Origin of the sequence: Duganella sp. Dugasp56, assembly GCF_047304105.1 — a bacterium.
Lineage (GTDB): Bacteria > Pseudomonadota > Gammaproteobacteria > Burkholderiales > Burkholderiaceae_D > Rugamonas > Rugamonas hordei.
Genome location: NZ_JBGLYQ010000040.1, coordinates 22,991 through 37,343 on the forward strand (window position 1 = coordinate 22,991; position 14,353 = coordinate 37,343).

At 57.2% G+C, this 14,353-nt stretch carries 16 protein-coding genes and 1 tRNA gene; 9 read left to right on the forward strand and 8 right to left on the reverse strand.

From position 1 onward, the window contains the following. Window positions 1-12: 12 nt before the first annotated feature. Both ACCD07_RS24420 and ACCD07_RS24425 read right to left on the reverse strand, forming a co-directional pair. Window positions 13-324 carry a hypothetical protein gene (locus tag ACCD07_RS24420; RefSeq protein ID WP_413448843.1) on the reverse strand — a complete coding sequence of 104 codons (312 nt, stop codon included), beginning with the start codon at window positions 322-324 and terminating at the stop codon, window positions 13-15. A 10-nt stretch (window positions 325-334) separates the two neighbouring features. Then, window positions 335-847 carry a hypothetical protein gene (locus tag ACCD07_RS24425; protein ID WP_413448844.1) on the reverse strand — a complete coding sequence of 171 codons (513 nt, stop codon included), beginning with the start codon at window positions 845-847 and terminating at the stop codon, window positions 335-337. A gap of 559 nt (window positions 848-1,406) precedes the next feature. On the opposite strand from ACCD07_RS24425, the gene ACCD07_RS24430 reads away from it, so the two are divergent. From ACCD07_RS24430 to ACCD07_RS24450, 5 genes are all read left to right on the forward strand, one after another. Further along, a complete protein-coding gene (locus ACCD07_RS24430) occupies window positions 1,407-2,057 on the forward strand; it encodes an EcsC family protein (RefSeq protein WP_413448845.1) in 651 nt (216 codons plus the stop codon). 60 nt (window positions 2,058-2,117) lie between these two features. Then, window positions 2,118-2,633 (forward strand): hypothetical protein, encoded by a 516-nt coding sequence (locus tag ACCD07_RS24435; protein ID WP_413448846.1) that lies wholly within the window; start codon window positions 2,118-2,120, stop codon window positions 2,631-2,633. 115 nt (window positions 2,634-2,748) lie between these two features. Continuing rightward, the gene (locus tag ACCD07_RS24440) at window positions 2,749-3,306 is read left to right on the forward strand and encodes a hypothetical protein (protein ID WP_413448847.1); all 558 of its coding nucleotides are present in this window, start codon (window positions 2,749-2,751) and stop codon (window positions 3,304-3,306) included. A 45-nt stretch (window positions 3,307-3,351) separates the two neighbouring features. Continuing rightward, window positions 3,352-4,344, forward strand: a complete 993-nt coding sequence (locus ACCD07_RS24445; RefSeq protein WP_413448848.1) for a hypothetical protein — start codon at window positions 3,352-3,354, stop codon at window positions 4,342-4,344. Window positions 4,345-4,676: 332 nt separating this feature from the next. Next, window positions 4,677-4,750 (forward strand) — tRNA-Gly (locus tag ACCD07_RS24450). 44 nt (window positions 4,751-4,794) lie between these two features. Here ACCD07_RS24450 and ACCD07_RS24455 read toward each other — a convergent pair. From ACCD07_RS24455 to ACCD07_RS24470, 4 genes are all read right to left on the reverse strand, one after another. Beyond that, window positions 4,795-5,085, reverse strand: a complete 291-nt coding sequence (locus tag ACCD07_RS24455; protein WP_413448849.1) for a type II toxin-antitoxin system RelE/ParE family toxin — start codon at window positions 5,083-5,085, stop codon at window positions 4,795-4,797. Beyond that, window positions 5,073-5,363 (reverse strand): CopG family ribbon-helix-helix protein, encoded by a 291-nt coding sequence (locus tag ACCD07_RS24460; RefSeq protein WP_353404331.1) that lies wholly within the window; start codon window positions 5,361-5,363, stop codon window positions 5,073-5,075. Before ACCD07_RS24460 ends, ACCD07_RS24455 begins: the two co-directional genes overlap by 13 nt. Window positions 5,364-5,476: 113 nt before the next feature. Then, complete coding sequence (locus ACCD07_RS24465; protein WP_413448850.1) at window positions 5,477-5,614, reverse strand: hypothetical protein; 138 nt, start codon at window positions 5,612-5,614, stop codon at window positions 5,477-5,479. Between the two features lie 45 nt (window positions 5,615-5,659). After that, window positions 5,660-6,115: a MarR family winged helix-turn-helix transcriptional regulator gene (locus ACCD07_RS24470; RefSeq protein WP_176655687.1), complete on the reverse strand. Its 456-nt coding sequence runs from the start codon at window positions 6,113-6,115 to the stop codon at window positions 5,660-5,662. 148 nt (window positions 6,116-6,263) lie between these two features. On the opposite strand from ACCD07_RS24470, the gene ACCD07_RS24475 reads away from it, so the two are divergent. Then, window positions 6,264-6,635, forward strand: coding sequence for a GFA family protein (locus ACCD07_RS24475; RefSeq protein WP_176655686.1), 372 nt, complete (start codon window positions 6,264-6,266; stop codon window positions 6,633-6,635). Continuing rightward, the gene (locus ACCD07_RS24480; RefSeq protein WP_413448851.1) at window positions 6,632-7,636 is read left to right on the forward strand and encodes an alpha/beta fold hydrolase; all 1,005 of its coding nucleotides are present in this window, start codon (window positions 6,632-6,634) and stop codon (window positions 7,634-7,636) included. Before ACCD07_RS24475 ends, ACCD07_RS24480 begins: the two co-directional genes overlap by 4 nt. 83 nt (window positions 7,637-7,719) lie before the next feature. Here ACCD07_RS24480 and ACCD07_RS24485 read toward each other — a convergent pair whose 3' ends face one another. Further along, window positions 7,720-8,622: a hypothetical protein gene (locus ACCD07_RS24485; RefSeq protein WP_413448852.1), complete on the reverse strand. Its 903-nt coding sequence runs from the start codon at window positions 8,620-8,622 to the stop codon at window positions 7,720-7,722. 157 nt (window positions 8,623-8,779) lie between these two features. Here ACCD07_RS24485 and ACCD07_RS24490 point away from each other — a divergent pair, with 157 nt between their 5' ends. Beyond that, the gene (locus ACCD07_RS24490) at window positions 8,780-9,925 is read left to right on the forward strand and encodes an MFS transporter (RefSeq protein ID WP_413448853.1); all 1,146 of its coding nucleotides are present in this window, start codon (window positions 8,780-8,782) and stop codon (window positions 9,923-9,925) included. Between the two features lie 5 nt (window positions 9,926-9,930). Here the strand turns inward: ACCD07_RS24490 and ACCD07_RS24495 are convergent, their stop codons facing one another. Next, the gene (locus tag ACCD07_RS24495) at window positions 9,931-11,514 is read right to left on the reverse strand and encodes a tryptophan halogenase family protein (RefSeq protein ID WP_413448854.1); all 1,584 of its coding nucleotides are present in this window, start codon (window positions 11,512-11,514) and stop codon (window positions 9,931-9,933) included. 243 nt (window positions 11,515-11,757) lie between these two features. Between ACCD07_RS24495 and ACCD07_RS24500 the strand changes: the two genes are divergently transcribed. Then, a complete protein-coding gene (locus ACCD07_RS24500) occupies window positions 11,758-14,196 on the forward strand; it encodes a TonB-dependent receptor (RefSeq protein ID WP_413448855.1) in 2,439 nt (812 codons plus the stop codon). Window positions 14,197-14,353: the final 157 nt, after the last annotated feature.

The following is a 14,353-nucleotide window of genomic DNA, read 5'->3' on the forward strand; positions in this document are numbered from 1 at the left end:
AGGGTGGCGTTTTCATTTCTTGTTGGCCGCGTTAGCCTTCTTAATCTCCTCGTTATGGGCTTCAACGCCCTTCCGGCAGGTTTCTGCCCGACCCATCAACTTCGCATAGTTCGCGCCGCACAGCTCAAGATTCTTGCGATCCTCCTGAGCGACAAGAATTAAATCCGTATAGGTTGCGTCGGCTTTTATCGTTGCTCGCGGTTGGCACGTCGAGGGAAAACCAGCCGGCGGACTACATTGGATAGACTCATCGATGACCGCGACTTGGTGACAGCACCCGGCAAACAAGCAGACTGCCATCGAGGGGAGCAATATGGATTTCATGAGAGAGTCCTTACTGGAGGGGTTTATTAAGAGTCTCTATCTCGGCGGCAGGAACCTTGGCGCTAAGGCACACCAACCCAGCTTTAGCTTCCTCTAGCTTCTTTTGCAGAAAGGCCAAATCTTTGTCCTTCATCTGAAGCGCGGCTTTCGCATCGCCTTTTGCCGTTTTCAAGTCCTCGGCGATCTTGGCACGCGCATCTTTTACCGCGCTAATCTCTGTCTCTTTCTTCTTGATCCGCTCCTCGGCTTTGGCCAAGGATGCCTCTAGTTCCTTGCGCTGTATTTCTGCATTGCGCTGAATCTCCTTGATTTTCGCCGCATGCTCGCGGTCAAGTTTAGCCAACGCTTCGTCCAGACGTTTTTGCGAATTGTCGACGAGCACTTGAAGCTGCGCCGCCTTTTTTTTGACGTCATCCAACTCTGCGCGGACTGCCCCGAGATTCTTGCTGCCAAATGTATAGCCGCCCCAGCCAGCTAGAATGGCTGTCAGCACCACTGCAATCACGCCTATGAGATTTTTCATGCGTCGCACGCTCCACGAGGAAAGAGAAACCGGGAAACGTTACGATATTGTCATTTAATTCTTAAAACAACAAGAATTATTTACTGTAATGCATGAGATACAACATCGACAGACATTAGTCGGCCAGCGCAGTCGATTCATGGCGGAATTCCTCTGAAAAATCGGGAGGAGTAATGCTTCAAGGTCTAGAATTTTAGATTAAGTGAGTCGGCGCAAAGTCGGCTAAAGGCTGCGGGGACACGCTCCACCTGAAGCACTATTCATATCATGCGTAGGAACATTACGTGACACAGACTTTACCAAACTGCTGATGCCATTTGGCAATTATCACATTTCCTACTACACGACCAGCTCGCTTACCGTCGGTAGCGCACAGACTCTACATTTGCGAGTGTAGGTCTGAAGGTGCAAACGCTTCTGACGTACGTCTTAAAATCTATCCAAATATCACATTTCCCTTGGCCTTTGAATATGACAGATTTTTTTTGCCAACAGGAAATAGCTATGCTATGTTGTGGTTACGATTTTTAAAATTTAGCAGCCAACCTAGGACGAGCATATGGCCAATGAATTAACACATACCAAAGTAATGCAGGCGTTGGATTGGGCTTATGAGAAGGCGGTAAACGGAGTCGCAGGTTTAGATTCTGCTGAAGAAATGGCGAACGAATATCTAGCCGGTAGTGGCACCCTTGAGGAAAAAATAAACTCGCTAATTAGATGGCAAAATACGAAGGCCGGAACGTCTGGTTTCTTAACCGGACTTGGTGGAATACTAACCATGCCTGTCACAATTCCTGCAAACATAGCATCAGTTATGTATGTGCAGATTAGAATGATTGCAGCTATTGCCAAGATGTGCAATCAAGATCTAAATAGCGACCGAGTCAAGACATTGGTGTATGCATGTCTAGCAGGTGACGCTGCGAAGGATATATTGAAGGATGTGGGTATTGTCGTAGGCTCAAAAATTGCGACAAATGCCATTAAAAATATATCGGGGAAAACAATAACTGCTATCAACCAAAAAGTTGGATTTAGACTCCTAACAAAATTTGGCGAAAAGGGCGTTATTAATTTAGTGAAAATTGTTCCTTTTGTCGGCGGAGTTGTAGGCGGAACAGTTGACGCTGTTGCAACCAATCTAATTGGTAATGTTGCACGAAGTACTTTTATCTCTTGCATAGAGAGAGATAGTGTTGTAAATTGAATAAATGTCTATTTTTGATTTAGCCGCTGTTAGATTCATTTTGTAAATTCTAAATATTCCATGAACCACCCTGTCGACTTTACACCCTTCAACAAGCCTCACACGCCCACTAAAGAAGCAGAGGAGTTCATATATCAAATTTACTCTTTGCTTTTTGAAGCAAAGGGTATAAATCTTCGAACTAAACAAACTACCCTTGAGACGGCTGCGGTAAATTTATACCCCTGGAAGGTGGTTTGCATCTCAGAAGCAGCGCTTCGACATATATTAACCACCGGTTTGGCCGATGGGCTCAGGCGTGGTCATCCATTCAAACGGGCTGATCGTGCTAAGCGGCTGTTCGACAGAGCAGAAGCAATGAAAATTCGCGAGTTTATAAAGTATTACTTTGAAAATGACACCGTGGCTCTTGTTATGCGTAAGGAGAATGGTAAACACGGAACAAATCACTGGAGTAGGCTTATTGACGTTCCCGAAGGGCGGTTGTCAACCGGGTCTTTCGCAGTTCGCCTTGGCCCCGGGGATCTAGATTGGGTCAAAGATACGTGCGCGGAAGAAAAAATCTATATTGTATAGCCAGCTCATTCGCGACTATAGTTTTTTAAAATTCAAATATTTTAATCCAGCTTTAAAAAACGCATATTCGCAATTAAAATGAAAGTGATGTGTGATGATATCAAGATCAAACGTCTTGCAATACATAATTGCAGAGTACTATGCCGGTGACGTCTCCCGAGCATCACATCTGTCTGGGTATAAAGTAGCGACTATAGAAAATTGGGTCTCTGGTTCCCGTACTCCACAAAAAAATACCCTTGAGTATTTTATTCAGTGTGCTTTTGTTCCAGAGTTTACTGTAATTTCTGAATTTGCTGAATTCGAGAGTCAAAAGCCTCTGCAGACCCAATTAAAAGCAATACTTGGTGTTCATTCGAATGACCCAGGAATTTATGCCTTCTATGACTCAATGGGCGGCTTGATCTATATCGGAAAAGCTAAAAAGTTGCTCGCAGAGATTTCATCTGCGATAAAACGACCTATCCATATTGCTTTCCCCAAAGGTGTAAAGAATATTCCAAAGTGCAGAACTGAGATCGTGAAATATATCTCAGCTTATGATGTGGGAGGTGCAAGATCTAGCGATTTCCCTCGGCACGTAGAATCACTTATTTTAAGAATTTCCAAACCAACGCTTAACAAAAATATAGGTTCATTGTCCAAGGCATACAAACAACCTCGTGATGCTTAAATATATAAATAACGAAATATAAAAAATATACAGAAAATGCATTTATTGGCAAAAATTGCAGATCAAATAAATAGTCTGGCGCTCCACTATAGGGTCGGCTCACTTCAAAAAGATAGGAAGAGGATCGGAAAATTATCAAGATTGCCGTCCAAGGTGTTGTTTGATCAAAGAACTGTATTTGAGGATTGGGGATGGCACTACGGTGGACGCAAGGAGTTACAGTTTAATATTGGATTGGAAGGAAATCTTATTCGATATGGCGTGGCGTTTTCGCTTGAGCTCAGCCAGTCATTGCAAAACATCGAGATACTCTTGCCTCAAATAGTACTGTTCAATGAGTACTTATCTGAGAACAGTAGTCGCTTTTCTGATCTACGAATGTCTTATCATTTCAAGAATGAAAGAGATGGGGAATGCGCACCTTCATCTATTCCAAAAGAGAAGGTTAGGGAAGGTGAATTTATTTTCCTTGGTGGAACGCAAAATAGAAATAATATTGACTATCAATTAATTTTAGAAACATTGGATCGTTTATACTCATTGTATTTGTACACTAGGAGCGATGTAATTGAGGAAAATGTATTTGATGTTAATTATGAGGAGTTCTCTTTTCGACCTGGCTGCAAAAGAAAGCCGTCTGTGACTGGTGGCAGTGTGAAAGAAAAATCACTTGATATTACGCTTCGACATAACGACATTCAATATGAGCTGCATAAGAACTTGAGTCTTTTGTATGGTTCTGAGAATGTGGGAACTGAAATTAGAGTAAATGGTTTAAGTATAGACTTAGTTGTAAGACACGACGAAGGCTACTGGTTTTATGAAATAAAAACGGCTTCTTCTGCTCGGGCGTGTATTCGTCAAGGTTTAGGGCAAATACTTGAATATTCCTATTGGCCTGGTTATCAGCGAGCAGCAAAGCTTTTTATAGTTGGTGAACCGTTACTTAGTCCTAGCGAACTAGTATACTTGAACTGCTTACGTAGCGATTTGGCGATACCATTAGATTACATGACGATAGATCTAGGCGACAAATAGCTGTTTGCGCTTCGCATGTGCAGATCGAGAAGATCAGACGGGTCGAGCAAGGCTTTGCCGTCCTTGGGCACGAGACCATGATCTGTTTGGCCGAGCTATCGCATTTCCCAATACATCCCATTGCCAACGTTTCGCAACCCAGCATGGATTGCGAGTCGCTACGGATACGTCAGAAGGTCTGATGGATTCTGACGCGACTCTGTTCCGCCTCAACCTCTGTCCCGTAGGCTTGATCAGCGCTCTTGGCGAGCGAAAGCTACTCCTAAGTCGTAAAAGCAGGGTACTTGCTGACGTTGTCAACACTATACAAAGCCGCGTAGAATGCAGCCAACGCGGGTGTAGCTCAATGGTAGAGCTTGTGCTTCCCAAGCATACGACGAGGGTTCGATTCCCTTCACCCGCTCCATCAATCAATATCAGTGCGGGCCCGAATGGCGCGCCCGTTCTGAGTCAATATCCGGCTTCTTTCTGATGGCGCAGCGCCAGGACAGTCACACTATCTCCCTCGTAGCGATACAGTGCGATGTAGCCGGAGTCACCGAAGTCGATCAGGAGTTCCCGGTAAGCCGCATCCATTTCTGGTGCTGGTCTGCCAATCTGCGGTTGTTGGCCTAGCACTTGAATGGCCTTGATGATGGTTGCTGCCGCACGCTTTGCCGCCGTCGGATTTTTCTCCCGCAGGAACTCACGTAGCCGCTCGAGATCACGCAGCGCGGCCGGAGCAAATCTTACTTGTGGCATTTGGGCGGCGCCAACTCGTTCTCATCCCCCCACGTTTCCAGCCATGCTGTCACCTCTGCCGCATCGACATGCATGCCGGTATCCTTGTATTCCGTCCACGCATTGATCGCGTCCTGGCGGAATGCTTCGCGTTTTTCTTCGCGATCAAGGTATTGCGCGATGGCTTCTTTCATTAACCAGTGAGGCGTACGTTGGCGCAAATCCGCGAGACGTTTGACGCGGTCTCGCGTTTCCTGATCGATTTTGATCGCTATGGGTTTTGTGGATGCGATTGTCACAGTGCGCCTCGGGAATCGGTTGGTATGTATTGGTATTACCTTAGCATACTTCCGGGCCTATTCGCCCTTATCCGAGCTTGCACGCTGTCTCGCCTTTTGGGGGGAATTGAAGGTCACAAATCATCCAGGCTGACCTTTATCGGCGCCAGCCCGTCATTCAATCTTTCCTCTGCAATCTTGAGGAGCTCTTTATCTTCCAGCAGATTTTGGAATTGCTCCCACGCAGCGGTGATAAAAGCGATGATGTTCATGAGGAACCCTTATCCGGTCATGCTCCAACCCGATGCTAGCACCGCTCACCCCTTGTCCGCCGTCGACTTGATCAGGTTGTCGCGCAGCGTCTTGACGGCGTTGCGCATTTGCGGGAATTCTTCCGGCGTCAGGCCGCAAGCCTGGACCAGGTCGATGTTCAGGCCGTTTTCGCGCAGTTCGCGGCCGGCCGCCGTCAGGCTGACCAGCACCTGGCGCTCGTCGCCGGGGTCGCGCTCGCGGCGCAGATAGCCCATGGCCTCAAGCTTCTTCAGGATAGGCGTCAGCGTGTTCGATTCCAGGAACAGCTTCTCGCCCAGCGCGCCGACCGTCTGGTGATCCTCTTCCCACAACGCCACGATGGCGATGTACTGCGTGTAGGTCAGGCCCAGCTTGTCGAGGATGGGGCGGTAGGCGCGGCCGAACGCCAAGTTCGTCGAGTAAATGGCGAAACACAGGAAATCGGCCAGCTTGCGCGGCTCGGCTTTGGCGGGAGTGGTCATGATGGTCCTCGTGATGAAATTATGAGCATATTATACATCGGATCCGATTTGATCGGAATTGCTTGACTTTGTTTTTGGTTGCTATATTATTCGACTTATCCGATTTCATCGGATGCGATTAAAAATATCAAAACCCGAGGAGGCCGCCATGAGCGCCGAGCTGCTGAAAGGTTCCTGCCATTGCGGGGCCGTGAAATTCGAAGTCCGTACCGCCGTCGCGCCGGCCGCGCGCTGCAACTGCAGCCTGTGCCGCCGCAAGGGCGCGCTGATGTCGCCGCCGTTCGCGGCCGCCGAACTGAAGATCGTGCAGGGCGAGGACGCGCTGACGCTGTACCAGTTCAACACGCGCGTGGCCAAGCATTATTTCTGCAAGCACTGCGGGATCTACCCGTTCCATCAAACGCGCAAGGATCCGCTGCTGTGGCGCGTCAACGTCGGCTGCCTCGAAGGCGTCGATCCTTATTCCCTGGACGCCGGCGTCAATGACGGCGCAAGTTTATCTGTCGTGGAGGATGCATGAATACCTATCGTCGCAATCTGCTGACCGGCGCTTTGGCCGCTGTCGGCCTGGCCGCCACCGAGCTGCCTTTCGTTTCGCTGGCGCGCGCCGCCGGTGTGCCGCAGGCGCTGGCGCCGATCCGGCAAATCCGCGCCGGTGAGCTGGATGTGGGCTACTACGAAGCCGGTCCCGCCAACGGCAAGCCGGTGCTGCTGCTGCATGGCTGGCCTTACGACATTCACAGCTTCGCCGACGTCGCGCCCATCCTGGCGGCACGAGGCTACCGCGTGATCGTGCCGCACCTGCGCGGCCATGGCACCACGCGCTTCCTGTCGGATGCCACTTTCCGCAACGGCCAGCAGGCGGCGGTGGCGCTGGACATCATCGCGCTGATGGACGCGCTGAAGATCGACAAGGCCATCCTGGCTGGCTACGACTGGGGCGCGCGTACCGCCAACATCATCGCGGCGCTGTGGCCGGAACGCTGCAAGGCGATGGTGTCGGTGAACGGCTATCTGATCAACAACCGCGAACGCAACAAGCTGCCGCTGTCGCCGAAGGTGGAACATGGCTGGTGGTACCAGTTCTACTTCGCCACGGATCGCGGCCAGGCGGGCTACCAGGCCAACCGCCGCGAGTTCGGCAACCTGATCTGGAAAGCCAATTCGCCGCTATGGAACTTCGACCAGGCCACCTTCGACCGCAGCGCGGCCTCGTGGGACAACCCGGACTACATCGCCATCGTGATCCACAACTACCGCTGGCGCCTGAGCATCGCGGAAGGCGATCCGAAGCTGGATGGACTGGAGCGCAAGCTGGCCGCCGGTCCGGCGATCGCGGCGCCCACCATCACGCTGGACGGCGACAGCGACGGCGTCGCGCCGGCCACGGACGGCAAGGCTTATGCCGCCCGCTTTTCCGGCAAGCGCGAACACCGCGTCATCAAGGGCGTGGGCCACAACCTGCCGCAGGAAGCGCCACAGGCGTTTGCCCAGGCCGTGATCGATGTCGACCGTCTTTAACGGACGAACAGCGCGATCAGGATGACGATAGGGAGTGGAATACCAAGTAACAGAAGCAGGATTGAGCGCATTTTTATTCTCCCTTAGTTGGTGGTGGTGCGCACGATGACGCGCGCATGGTCGCGGTTGCGGCCGCCGATGGTGGCCAGCAGCGCGGCGATGAAGGCGCCCAGCAGCAGGGCAACGAACATCCACAGCGCCGAATGGGCGGCTGCCTTGCGTGCCTCTTCGGCGGCGGCCATCGCTTTGGCCTTGGCGTCGTTGGCGGCTTGGGCGGCCTGGGCGTAGATCGCGTCGACACGTTGTTCGGCTTCCGCTGGCGCCATGCCTGTGCGCTTGGCGATCAGTTGCGCCAGGTAGCTGCGATCATCCGCGTTGATCTTGCCCGCCGCGAGGTCGGTGATCAGGATGCGGTTGATTTCGCTGCGCTGCGCGTCGGTGGCGACGTCGCCGTTCGGCGAACGCAGCAGCATGTCGGCGAAGTAGGTGTTGGAACGGCCGGCGCCATTCGGCGTGGCAGCCGCGCCGACGACCGAGGCTGCGACGGGTGCAGCTGCGGAGCCGGTGTCGATCGCGCCGCTCAGCACCGCGCGGGCGCCGCCCGCCAGTACGGCCACCGTGATCAGCGTCGCCACCGCCCAGGCCAGCAGGCCGTGCGCGGTGTCGCGGAAGTGCACTTCGTCGCCGTGGATGCTGGCCCATTTGACGCGCAGGCGGCCGGCCATATAGCCGCCGATGCCCGATGCGGCCAGCTGTACGAAGGCTATCCAGGCGATGGTCGCGGTGCCCATCGGCGCGGCGTGGTACTGATAGGGCGATACCGACGACAGGCCGAGGCCCATGCCCAGTATCAGCAGGATGAACGACAGTGCGGCCGCAGCTGCCGCGCCGGCGAACACGGCGCCCCACGAGACGCCGGATGCGTAGCCGTCGCCCGTTTCCCCGCCGGCGACTGCGACGCCGGCATGCAATGGTTGAGTAATCATTTTTTCTCCTCTGTTGTGGTGTGGATGCGAAGCCGATCATCTCCCGGCCCGGAAGGGCGGTATGTTAGTGCGCGTACATTCGGCGCGCTTTGCCCGGAATATTTGTCTATACTGTGGCCGCGCATCCCGTCCCGCTCATCCACAGAAAGTCCTACGCATGAATACCGTCGGCCCCAAACAGCGCCTGTCTACCCGTCTCGCTTTTCTCGCCGCCGGCCTGGCCATGTCGGCCTGGGCGCCGCTGGTGCCGTTCGCCAAGGCGCGGCTGGCGCTGGGCGAAGCGCAACTGGGCCTGCTGCTGTTATGCCTCGGCGCCGGCTCGCTGCTGGCGATGCCGGCGACCGGCCTGCTGGCGGCGCGCTTCGGCTGCCGCATCGTGGTGCTGGCGTCCGGCGCGCTGGTCTGCCTGGTGCTGCCGGGACTGGCCTTCGCGCCGACGCCGCTGCTGCTGGGCTGCACGCTGTTCGCCTTCGGCGCCGCCATCGGTACGCTGGACGTGGCAATGAACGTGCAGGCCGTGATCGTCGAGCGCGAGAGCGGCGGCTCGATGATGTCCGGCTTTCACGGCTTGTTCAGCGTCGGCGGTTTTATCGGCGCTGGACTGATGGCGGCGATGCTGTATGCGGGACTGGGTCCGGTGTCGGCCAGCGTGGTGGTCGCGGTGCTGGTGGCCTTGTCGCTGGCGGTGTGCGCGCCGCATCTGCTGCACGAACCGGATGCCTCCGAGCGCGATGCGCCGCTGTTCGTGGTGCCGCACGGCGCGGTGATCTTCATCGGCGTGCTGTGCTTCCTGTGCTTCCTGGCCGAAGGCGCGATCCTCGACTGGAGCGCCTTGCTGTTGACGGCTGCGCAGGGGCTCGATGCCAGCCGCGCCGGCCTGGGCTACGCGGCCTTTGCGATTGCCATGACCGCCGGCCGCCTGACCGGCGACCGCGTGGTGCGCAAGCTGGGTGGCAAGCGCGTGCTGCTGCTGGGCGGGCTATGCAGCGCCGCCGGCTTCTTCGGCGCGGTGCTGGCGCCGACGGTGCCGCTGGCGCTGGTGGGCTTTGTGTTGATCGGGCTGGGGGCGTCGAACATCGTGCCGATCCTGTTCACCGCCGCCGGCAACCAGAGCGCGATGCCGGCCAGCCTGGCGATCGGCGCCATCACCACGCTCGGTTACGCCGGCATCCTCGCCGGCCCGGCGGCGATAGGCTTCGTGGCGCATGCCCTCAGCCTGAACGTGGCCTTTGCCGGCTTGGGCGGCGCCATGCTGCTGATCGCAGCCAGCGCCCGGCTGGGCGCCGCCAGCAAGCCGGCGTAGCTGGCTCAGGCTGTCTTGCGCTGACCGCGTTCGCCGCGCTGCACCATGTGCTCGACCAGCGCGCGGTGCGTCGGCAGGTCGGCGACGGCGCGGTGCGACATCAGCTCGATCATCTGGAATTCCTTGCGCGCCTCGTCGAAGCGCGGCAGCGTCAAGGCGTTGGCGTATTGCTCGGTCGGGAACTCCATGCCGTACAGGACATACTGCCAGCTTGACGGCGGATACATCTCCAGGTCCACCACGAAGTCCATGCGGTGCGGCGGACGGCGGCGCCACATGGACAGCTTGTCGCGCAGCGATTCCGGAATGCTGGCCGGGTCGGCGTTATCGATCCAGAACTGGTTGTCCCTGCGCTGCGTCAGGCAGTAGTGCAGCTTGACGAAATCGACGATGCGCTCGTAGCGCGCCTTCATCATTTCGTTGAACGTCTTGGCCACCGGCGCCATGTCGCCGTTGTGCGGGAACAGGTAGCTGACCAGGTATGCCGCCGTTTCGATCAAGCCGATGCCGGACGATTCCAGCGGCTCCAGGAAACCTCCCGACAGCCCGACCGCCACGCAGTTCTTCACCCAGTGCTGCTCGCGGTAGCCGACGTTCAGCTTGAGCTGGCGCGGATTCAGTCCCTCGCTGGCCTTGCCGATGTAGTCGCGCAGCACCTGCTCGGCGCTGGCGTCGTCGGTGTGGCGGCTCGAATACACGTAGCCGACCCCGCGCCGCTGCTGCAGGCCGATGTCCCAGGTCCATCCCGCCTCGTGCGCGGTGGCGATGGTGTACGACGGGATCGGCGCGTCGGCCGTCTCATACGGCACCTGCATCGCCAGCGCGCGGTCGACGAACAGCGTGTCGTTGATGTTGCGGAAGGGCGTGCCCAGCGCTTCGCCGATCAGCGCGGCGCGGAAGCCGGTGCAATCGATGTACAGGTCGGCCGTCAGCGCGCCGGCTTCCTTCGTGTGCACGGCGCCGATGGCGCCTTGCTCGTCCAGCTCCACCCGATCCACCGTCGCCTGCAGATGCCGCACGCCCAGCGATTGGGCATGGGTGCTGAGCAGGGTGGCGAATTTGCCAGCGTCGAAATGGTAGGCGTAGTTTAAAGGACCCATGAAGTCGGCGTCGTTGAAGCGCTTCGGCCCGTGCGCGGCGTCGGCCACGCGCTTTTGCATGGTGGCCGCGGCGGCAAAGCCGGCGCCCGGCGCGGCCGCGCCCTGCAGCCAGTAGGGCAGCAGCTCGGGGCCGCCGGGCCGCTGGCTCGGCAGGCTGAATGGATGGAAGTAGTGGTCGTTGCCGGGCGCGCCGGGTTCGCGCACCCAGTCGGTGAACTTGATGCCCTGCTTGAAGGTGGCGTTGCATTCGCGGACGAAGCGCGCTTCCTCGATGCCGATGGCGGCCAGCGTGCCGCGGATCGAGGGGAAGGTGCCTTCGCCGACGCCGATGATGCCGATCTCCTTCGACTCCACCAGCGTGACGCGCACGCTGCCGGCGTCCGCGCCGGTGCCCAGGGTGCGGGCCAGAAAAGCGGCCGTCAGCCAGCCGGCGGCGCCGCCGCCAACGATCAGTACGTTTTTGACGCCAACATTTGGTAACGTTTTCATGGTCGCTTCCGCCTCCGTAAATAGCATTTGTTGCCCCTGGGCATTGATGAAAATGCCAATGAAACAACAACGCTACAATTTTTAAATTGACATCCGTGTTTTTAATTATGTACCATGAAAACGATTTCACAAATAATGAAAACGATTTCAGATAAAATGATAACGTTTTCAAACAACATGAAATCGTTTTCCACGATAAATGTGGCATCGCCAACACGCCGCGATCGCCAGCTTAGGAGACTTATGAATACCCACGTACCCCAGTCCGGGAAGCGCCTGCGCTCCCCTATCCAGATGGCCATCCTCGCGCTGATGGCAGGCACCAATGTCTACGCCGCCGATGCCCCGGCCACCCAGGCCGCCGAACAATCGGCCGCCGCCACCGCTGCCGCCGACAAGAACTCCACCTCCATCACCGAGGTCTACGTCACCGCGACCAAGCGCACCACCTCGCTGCAAAAGACCCCGGTCGCCGTCACCGCGCTCAATGCCGCCGCGCTGGACGACAACCACGTGCAGACCATCCAGGACGTGGTCAACCTGGTTCCGGGCTTCGCCGCCACCTCGCAGGGCGACCACGGCGTCATCACGATGACCCTGCGCGGCATCGGCAACGACAGCGCCAAGACCGAATACGCCGACCCGGAAGTGGCCAGCTTCGTCGACGGCATCTACTCGCCGCGTCCTGAAGGCGCGACCGCGCTGCTGTTCGACCTGGAAGCGATCGAAGTGCTGCGCGGACCGCAAGGCACGCTGTGGGGCCGCAACTCGTCGGTCGGCGCAGTCAACATGCAGACCGTGAAGCCGGAAATCGGCAGCAGCTCCGGCAGCTTCGAAGGCGGCTACGGCAGCTACGCGCGCTTCGGCGCCCGCGGCGCCGTCAACATCCCTATCAACGACACGATGGCGATGCGCTTTGCCGTGGTCCACGAGCAGCACGACGGCTACGTCGACTACCAGGCACCGCCGAACATCTCGCTGGCGGACCAGCACGCGGCGGCCGATCCGGTCATCGCCGCCTGGAACACGGCTCATCCGAGCAACCCGATGGCCTTCCAGCCGCTGAACCAGAACCTGTTCGTGCGCAACGGCCAGAAATACGGCGCGCAAGACCAGACCGCTGCGCGCCTGAGCTTCCTGTGGCAACCGTCGGCTGCGCTGAAATGGAACGTCGCGTACGAGCACTACGTCGACCGCGGCACGCCGAACATGAACCTGATGCAAACGCCGCGCGCGGGCCAGGAGTTCTGGTCGGCGCTGATCGACACCGCGCCTAACGTCAACCGCGATTCGAACTCGCTGCGCAGCCGCGTCGACTATGCGATCTCGCCGGACATCAGCCTGGCCTACATCGCCGGCTACTCGCGCTTCAACGGTTCGTCGACCTACGACCAGGACGGCGGCGCCGTGGTGCCGACCAGCTTCACCAGCGGCGGCAACCACCAGGAAGACAACACCGTCTGGTCCAAGTACAAGAACTACAGCCACGAACTGGAAATCCAATCGACCGGCAAGCGCGATGTCGACTGGCTGCTCGGCCTGTACTACGCCAACGAAGACAACGGCATCCGCTTCGACATCCCGATCATGAACGGTACCCAGCAGGGCAGCGTGGGCTGGCAGGGTTCCTTTATCCAGCCTAAGGAAACCGTGGATTCGAAAGCGGTGTTCGGCCAGGCGACGTGGAACGCGACCGACAGCCTGCACCTGACCGGCGGCCTGCGCTACACCTCGGACGAGCGCAAGAACATCGGCGGCACCAACAACAGCTGCTGCGCCGCGACCGCGCCGCAAGTGCCGGTGAGCCCGAGCACCAACCCGCTGGATCCATCGTCGGGCTTCTCGACCTACCAGAAGAACGACGGCGTGTTCAACGATCACAAGCTGACCGGCCTGATTCGCGTCAACTACGACATCGACAAGAGCAACATGGTCTATGCCAGCGTATCGACCGGCTACAAGTCGGGCGGCCTGCAGGACGGCGGCGTGCCTTACGGTTCCGAGACGCTGACCAACTACGAAGTCGGCTCGAAGAGCACCTTCCTGGGCGGCGCGGTACGCATGAACAACGCGGCGTACTACGAGAAGTTCAAGGGCTTCCAGTTCAGCGCACCGATCACCAATCCTGACGGCTCGCGCGGCCTGGCGACCACCAATGCGGAAGGCGCGAAGATCTGGGGCCTGGAAACCGAGATCGCCGCCAAGATCACCAAGGAAGACCGCGTGCAGTTCACCGCCGCCTACACCCACGCGGAGCTGGGCCACCTGATCGGCGGCAGCAACGACTACGTGCTGCCGGCTTGCTCGGTGCCAGGCATCAGCACCTGCCTGGACGTCACCGGCAACACCATGCCGCACTCGCCGAAGTTCAGCGCGCAAGTGATGTACCAGCACAGCTTCCAGCTGGCCGGCGGCACGCTGGTACCGCGCATCAGCGCCCACTACGAAACCGCCAGTTGGCTGAGCGTGTTCAACCTGGGTGCGCCGGACCAGCAGAAGTCGTACACCCGCACCGATCTGGGTCTGCGTTTCGATGCGGATTCGAAGTGGTATGTCGACGCCTTCGTACGCAATGCGGAAGACGCGAAGATCAAGACCAGCGCCTTGAGCGCGAACGGCGCCTGGCAGGCACAGTATCTGCCTCCACGCACCTTCGGCGTCAACGTCGGCAAGACGTTCTAAGTTAAGCAGTAAGCACGGAGTTTCATGTAAGTCCTGTGTTGTTTGTGGTCTTCAAACCCTCGTCCTCTCCCGGGCCGAGGGTTTTTTTTGCACCTAAAATCCGGGGTCAGATCCGACATTTGGACACGAGCTCTGCCGTAACGGCTGTTACGGCAGA

Coding starts and splice junctions, on each gene's coding strand:
- ACCD07_RS24485 (WP_413448852.1), bottom strand. CDS start 8,622: ATGATTACTCAACCATTGCATGCCGGCGTCGCAGTCGCCGGCGGGGAA.
- ACCD07_RS24500 (WP_413448855.1), top strand. CDS start 11,758: ATGAATACCCACGTACCCCAGTCCGGGAAGCGCCTGCGCTCCCCTATC.
- ACCD07_RS24490 (WP_413448853.1), top strand. CDS start 8,780: ATGAATACCGTCGGCCCCAAACAGCGCCTGTCTACCCGTCTCGCTTTT.
- ACCD07_RS24425 (WP_413448844.1), bottom strand. CDS start 847: ATGAAAAATCTCATAGGCGTGATTGCAGTGGTGCTGACAGCCATTCTA.
- ACCD07_RS24495 (WP_413448854.1), bottom strand. CDS start 11,514: ATGAAAACGTTACCAAATGTTGGCGTCAAAAACGTACTGATCGTTGGC.
- ACCD07_RS24465 (WP_413448850.1), bottom strand. CDS start 5,614: ATGAACATCATCGCTTTTATCACCGCTGCGTGGGAGCAATTCCAAAAT.
- ACCD07_RS24475 (WP_176655686.1), top strand. CDS start 6,264: ATGAGCGCCGAGCTGCTGAAAGGTTCCTGCCATTGCGGGGCCGTGAAA.
- ACCD07_RS24470 (WP_176655687.1), bottom strand. CDS start 6,115: ATGACCACTCCCGCCAAAGCCGAGCCGCGCAAGCTGGCCGATTTCCTG.
- ACCD07_RS24455 (WP_413448849.1), bottom strand. CDS start 5,085: ATGCCACAAGTAAGATTTGCTCCGGCCGCGCTGCGTGATCTCGAGCGG.
- ACCD07_RS24420 (WP_413448843.1), bottom strand. CDS start 324: ATGAAATCCATATTGCTCCCCTCGATGGCAGTCTGCTTGTTTGCCGGG.
- ACCD07_RS24480 (WP_413448851.1), top strand. CDS start 6,632: ATGAATACCTATCGTCGCAATCTGCTGACCGGCGCTTTGGCCGCTGTC.
- ACCD07_RS24430 (WP_413448845.1), top strand. CDS start 1,407: ATGGCCAATGAATTAACACATACCAAAGTAATGCAGGCGTTGGATTGG.
- ACCD07_RS24435 (WP_413448846.1), top strand. CDS start 2,118: ATGAACCACCCTGTCGACTTTACACCCTTCAACAAGCCTCACACGCCC.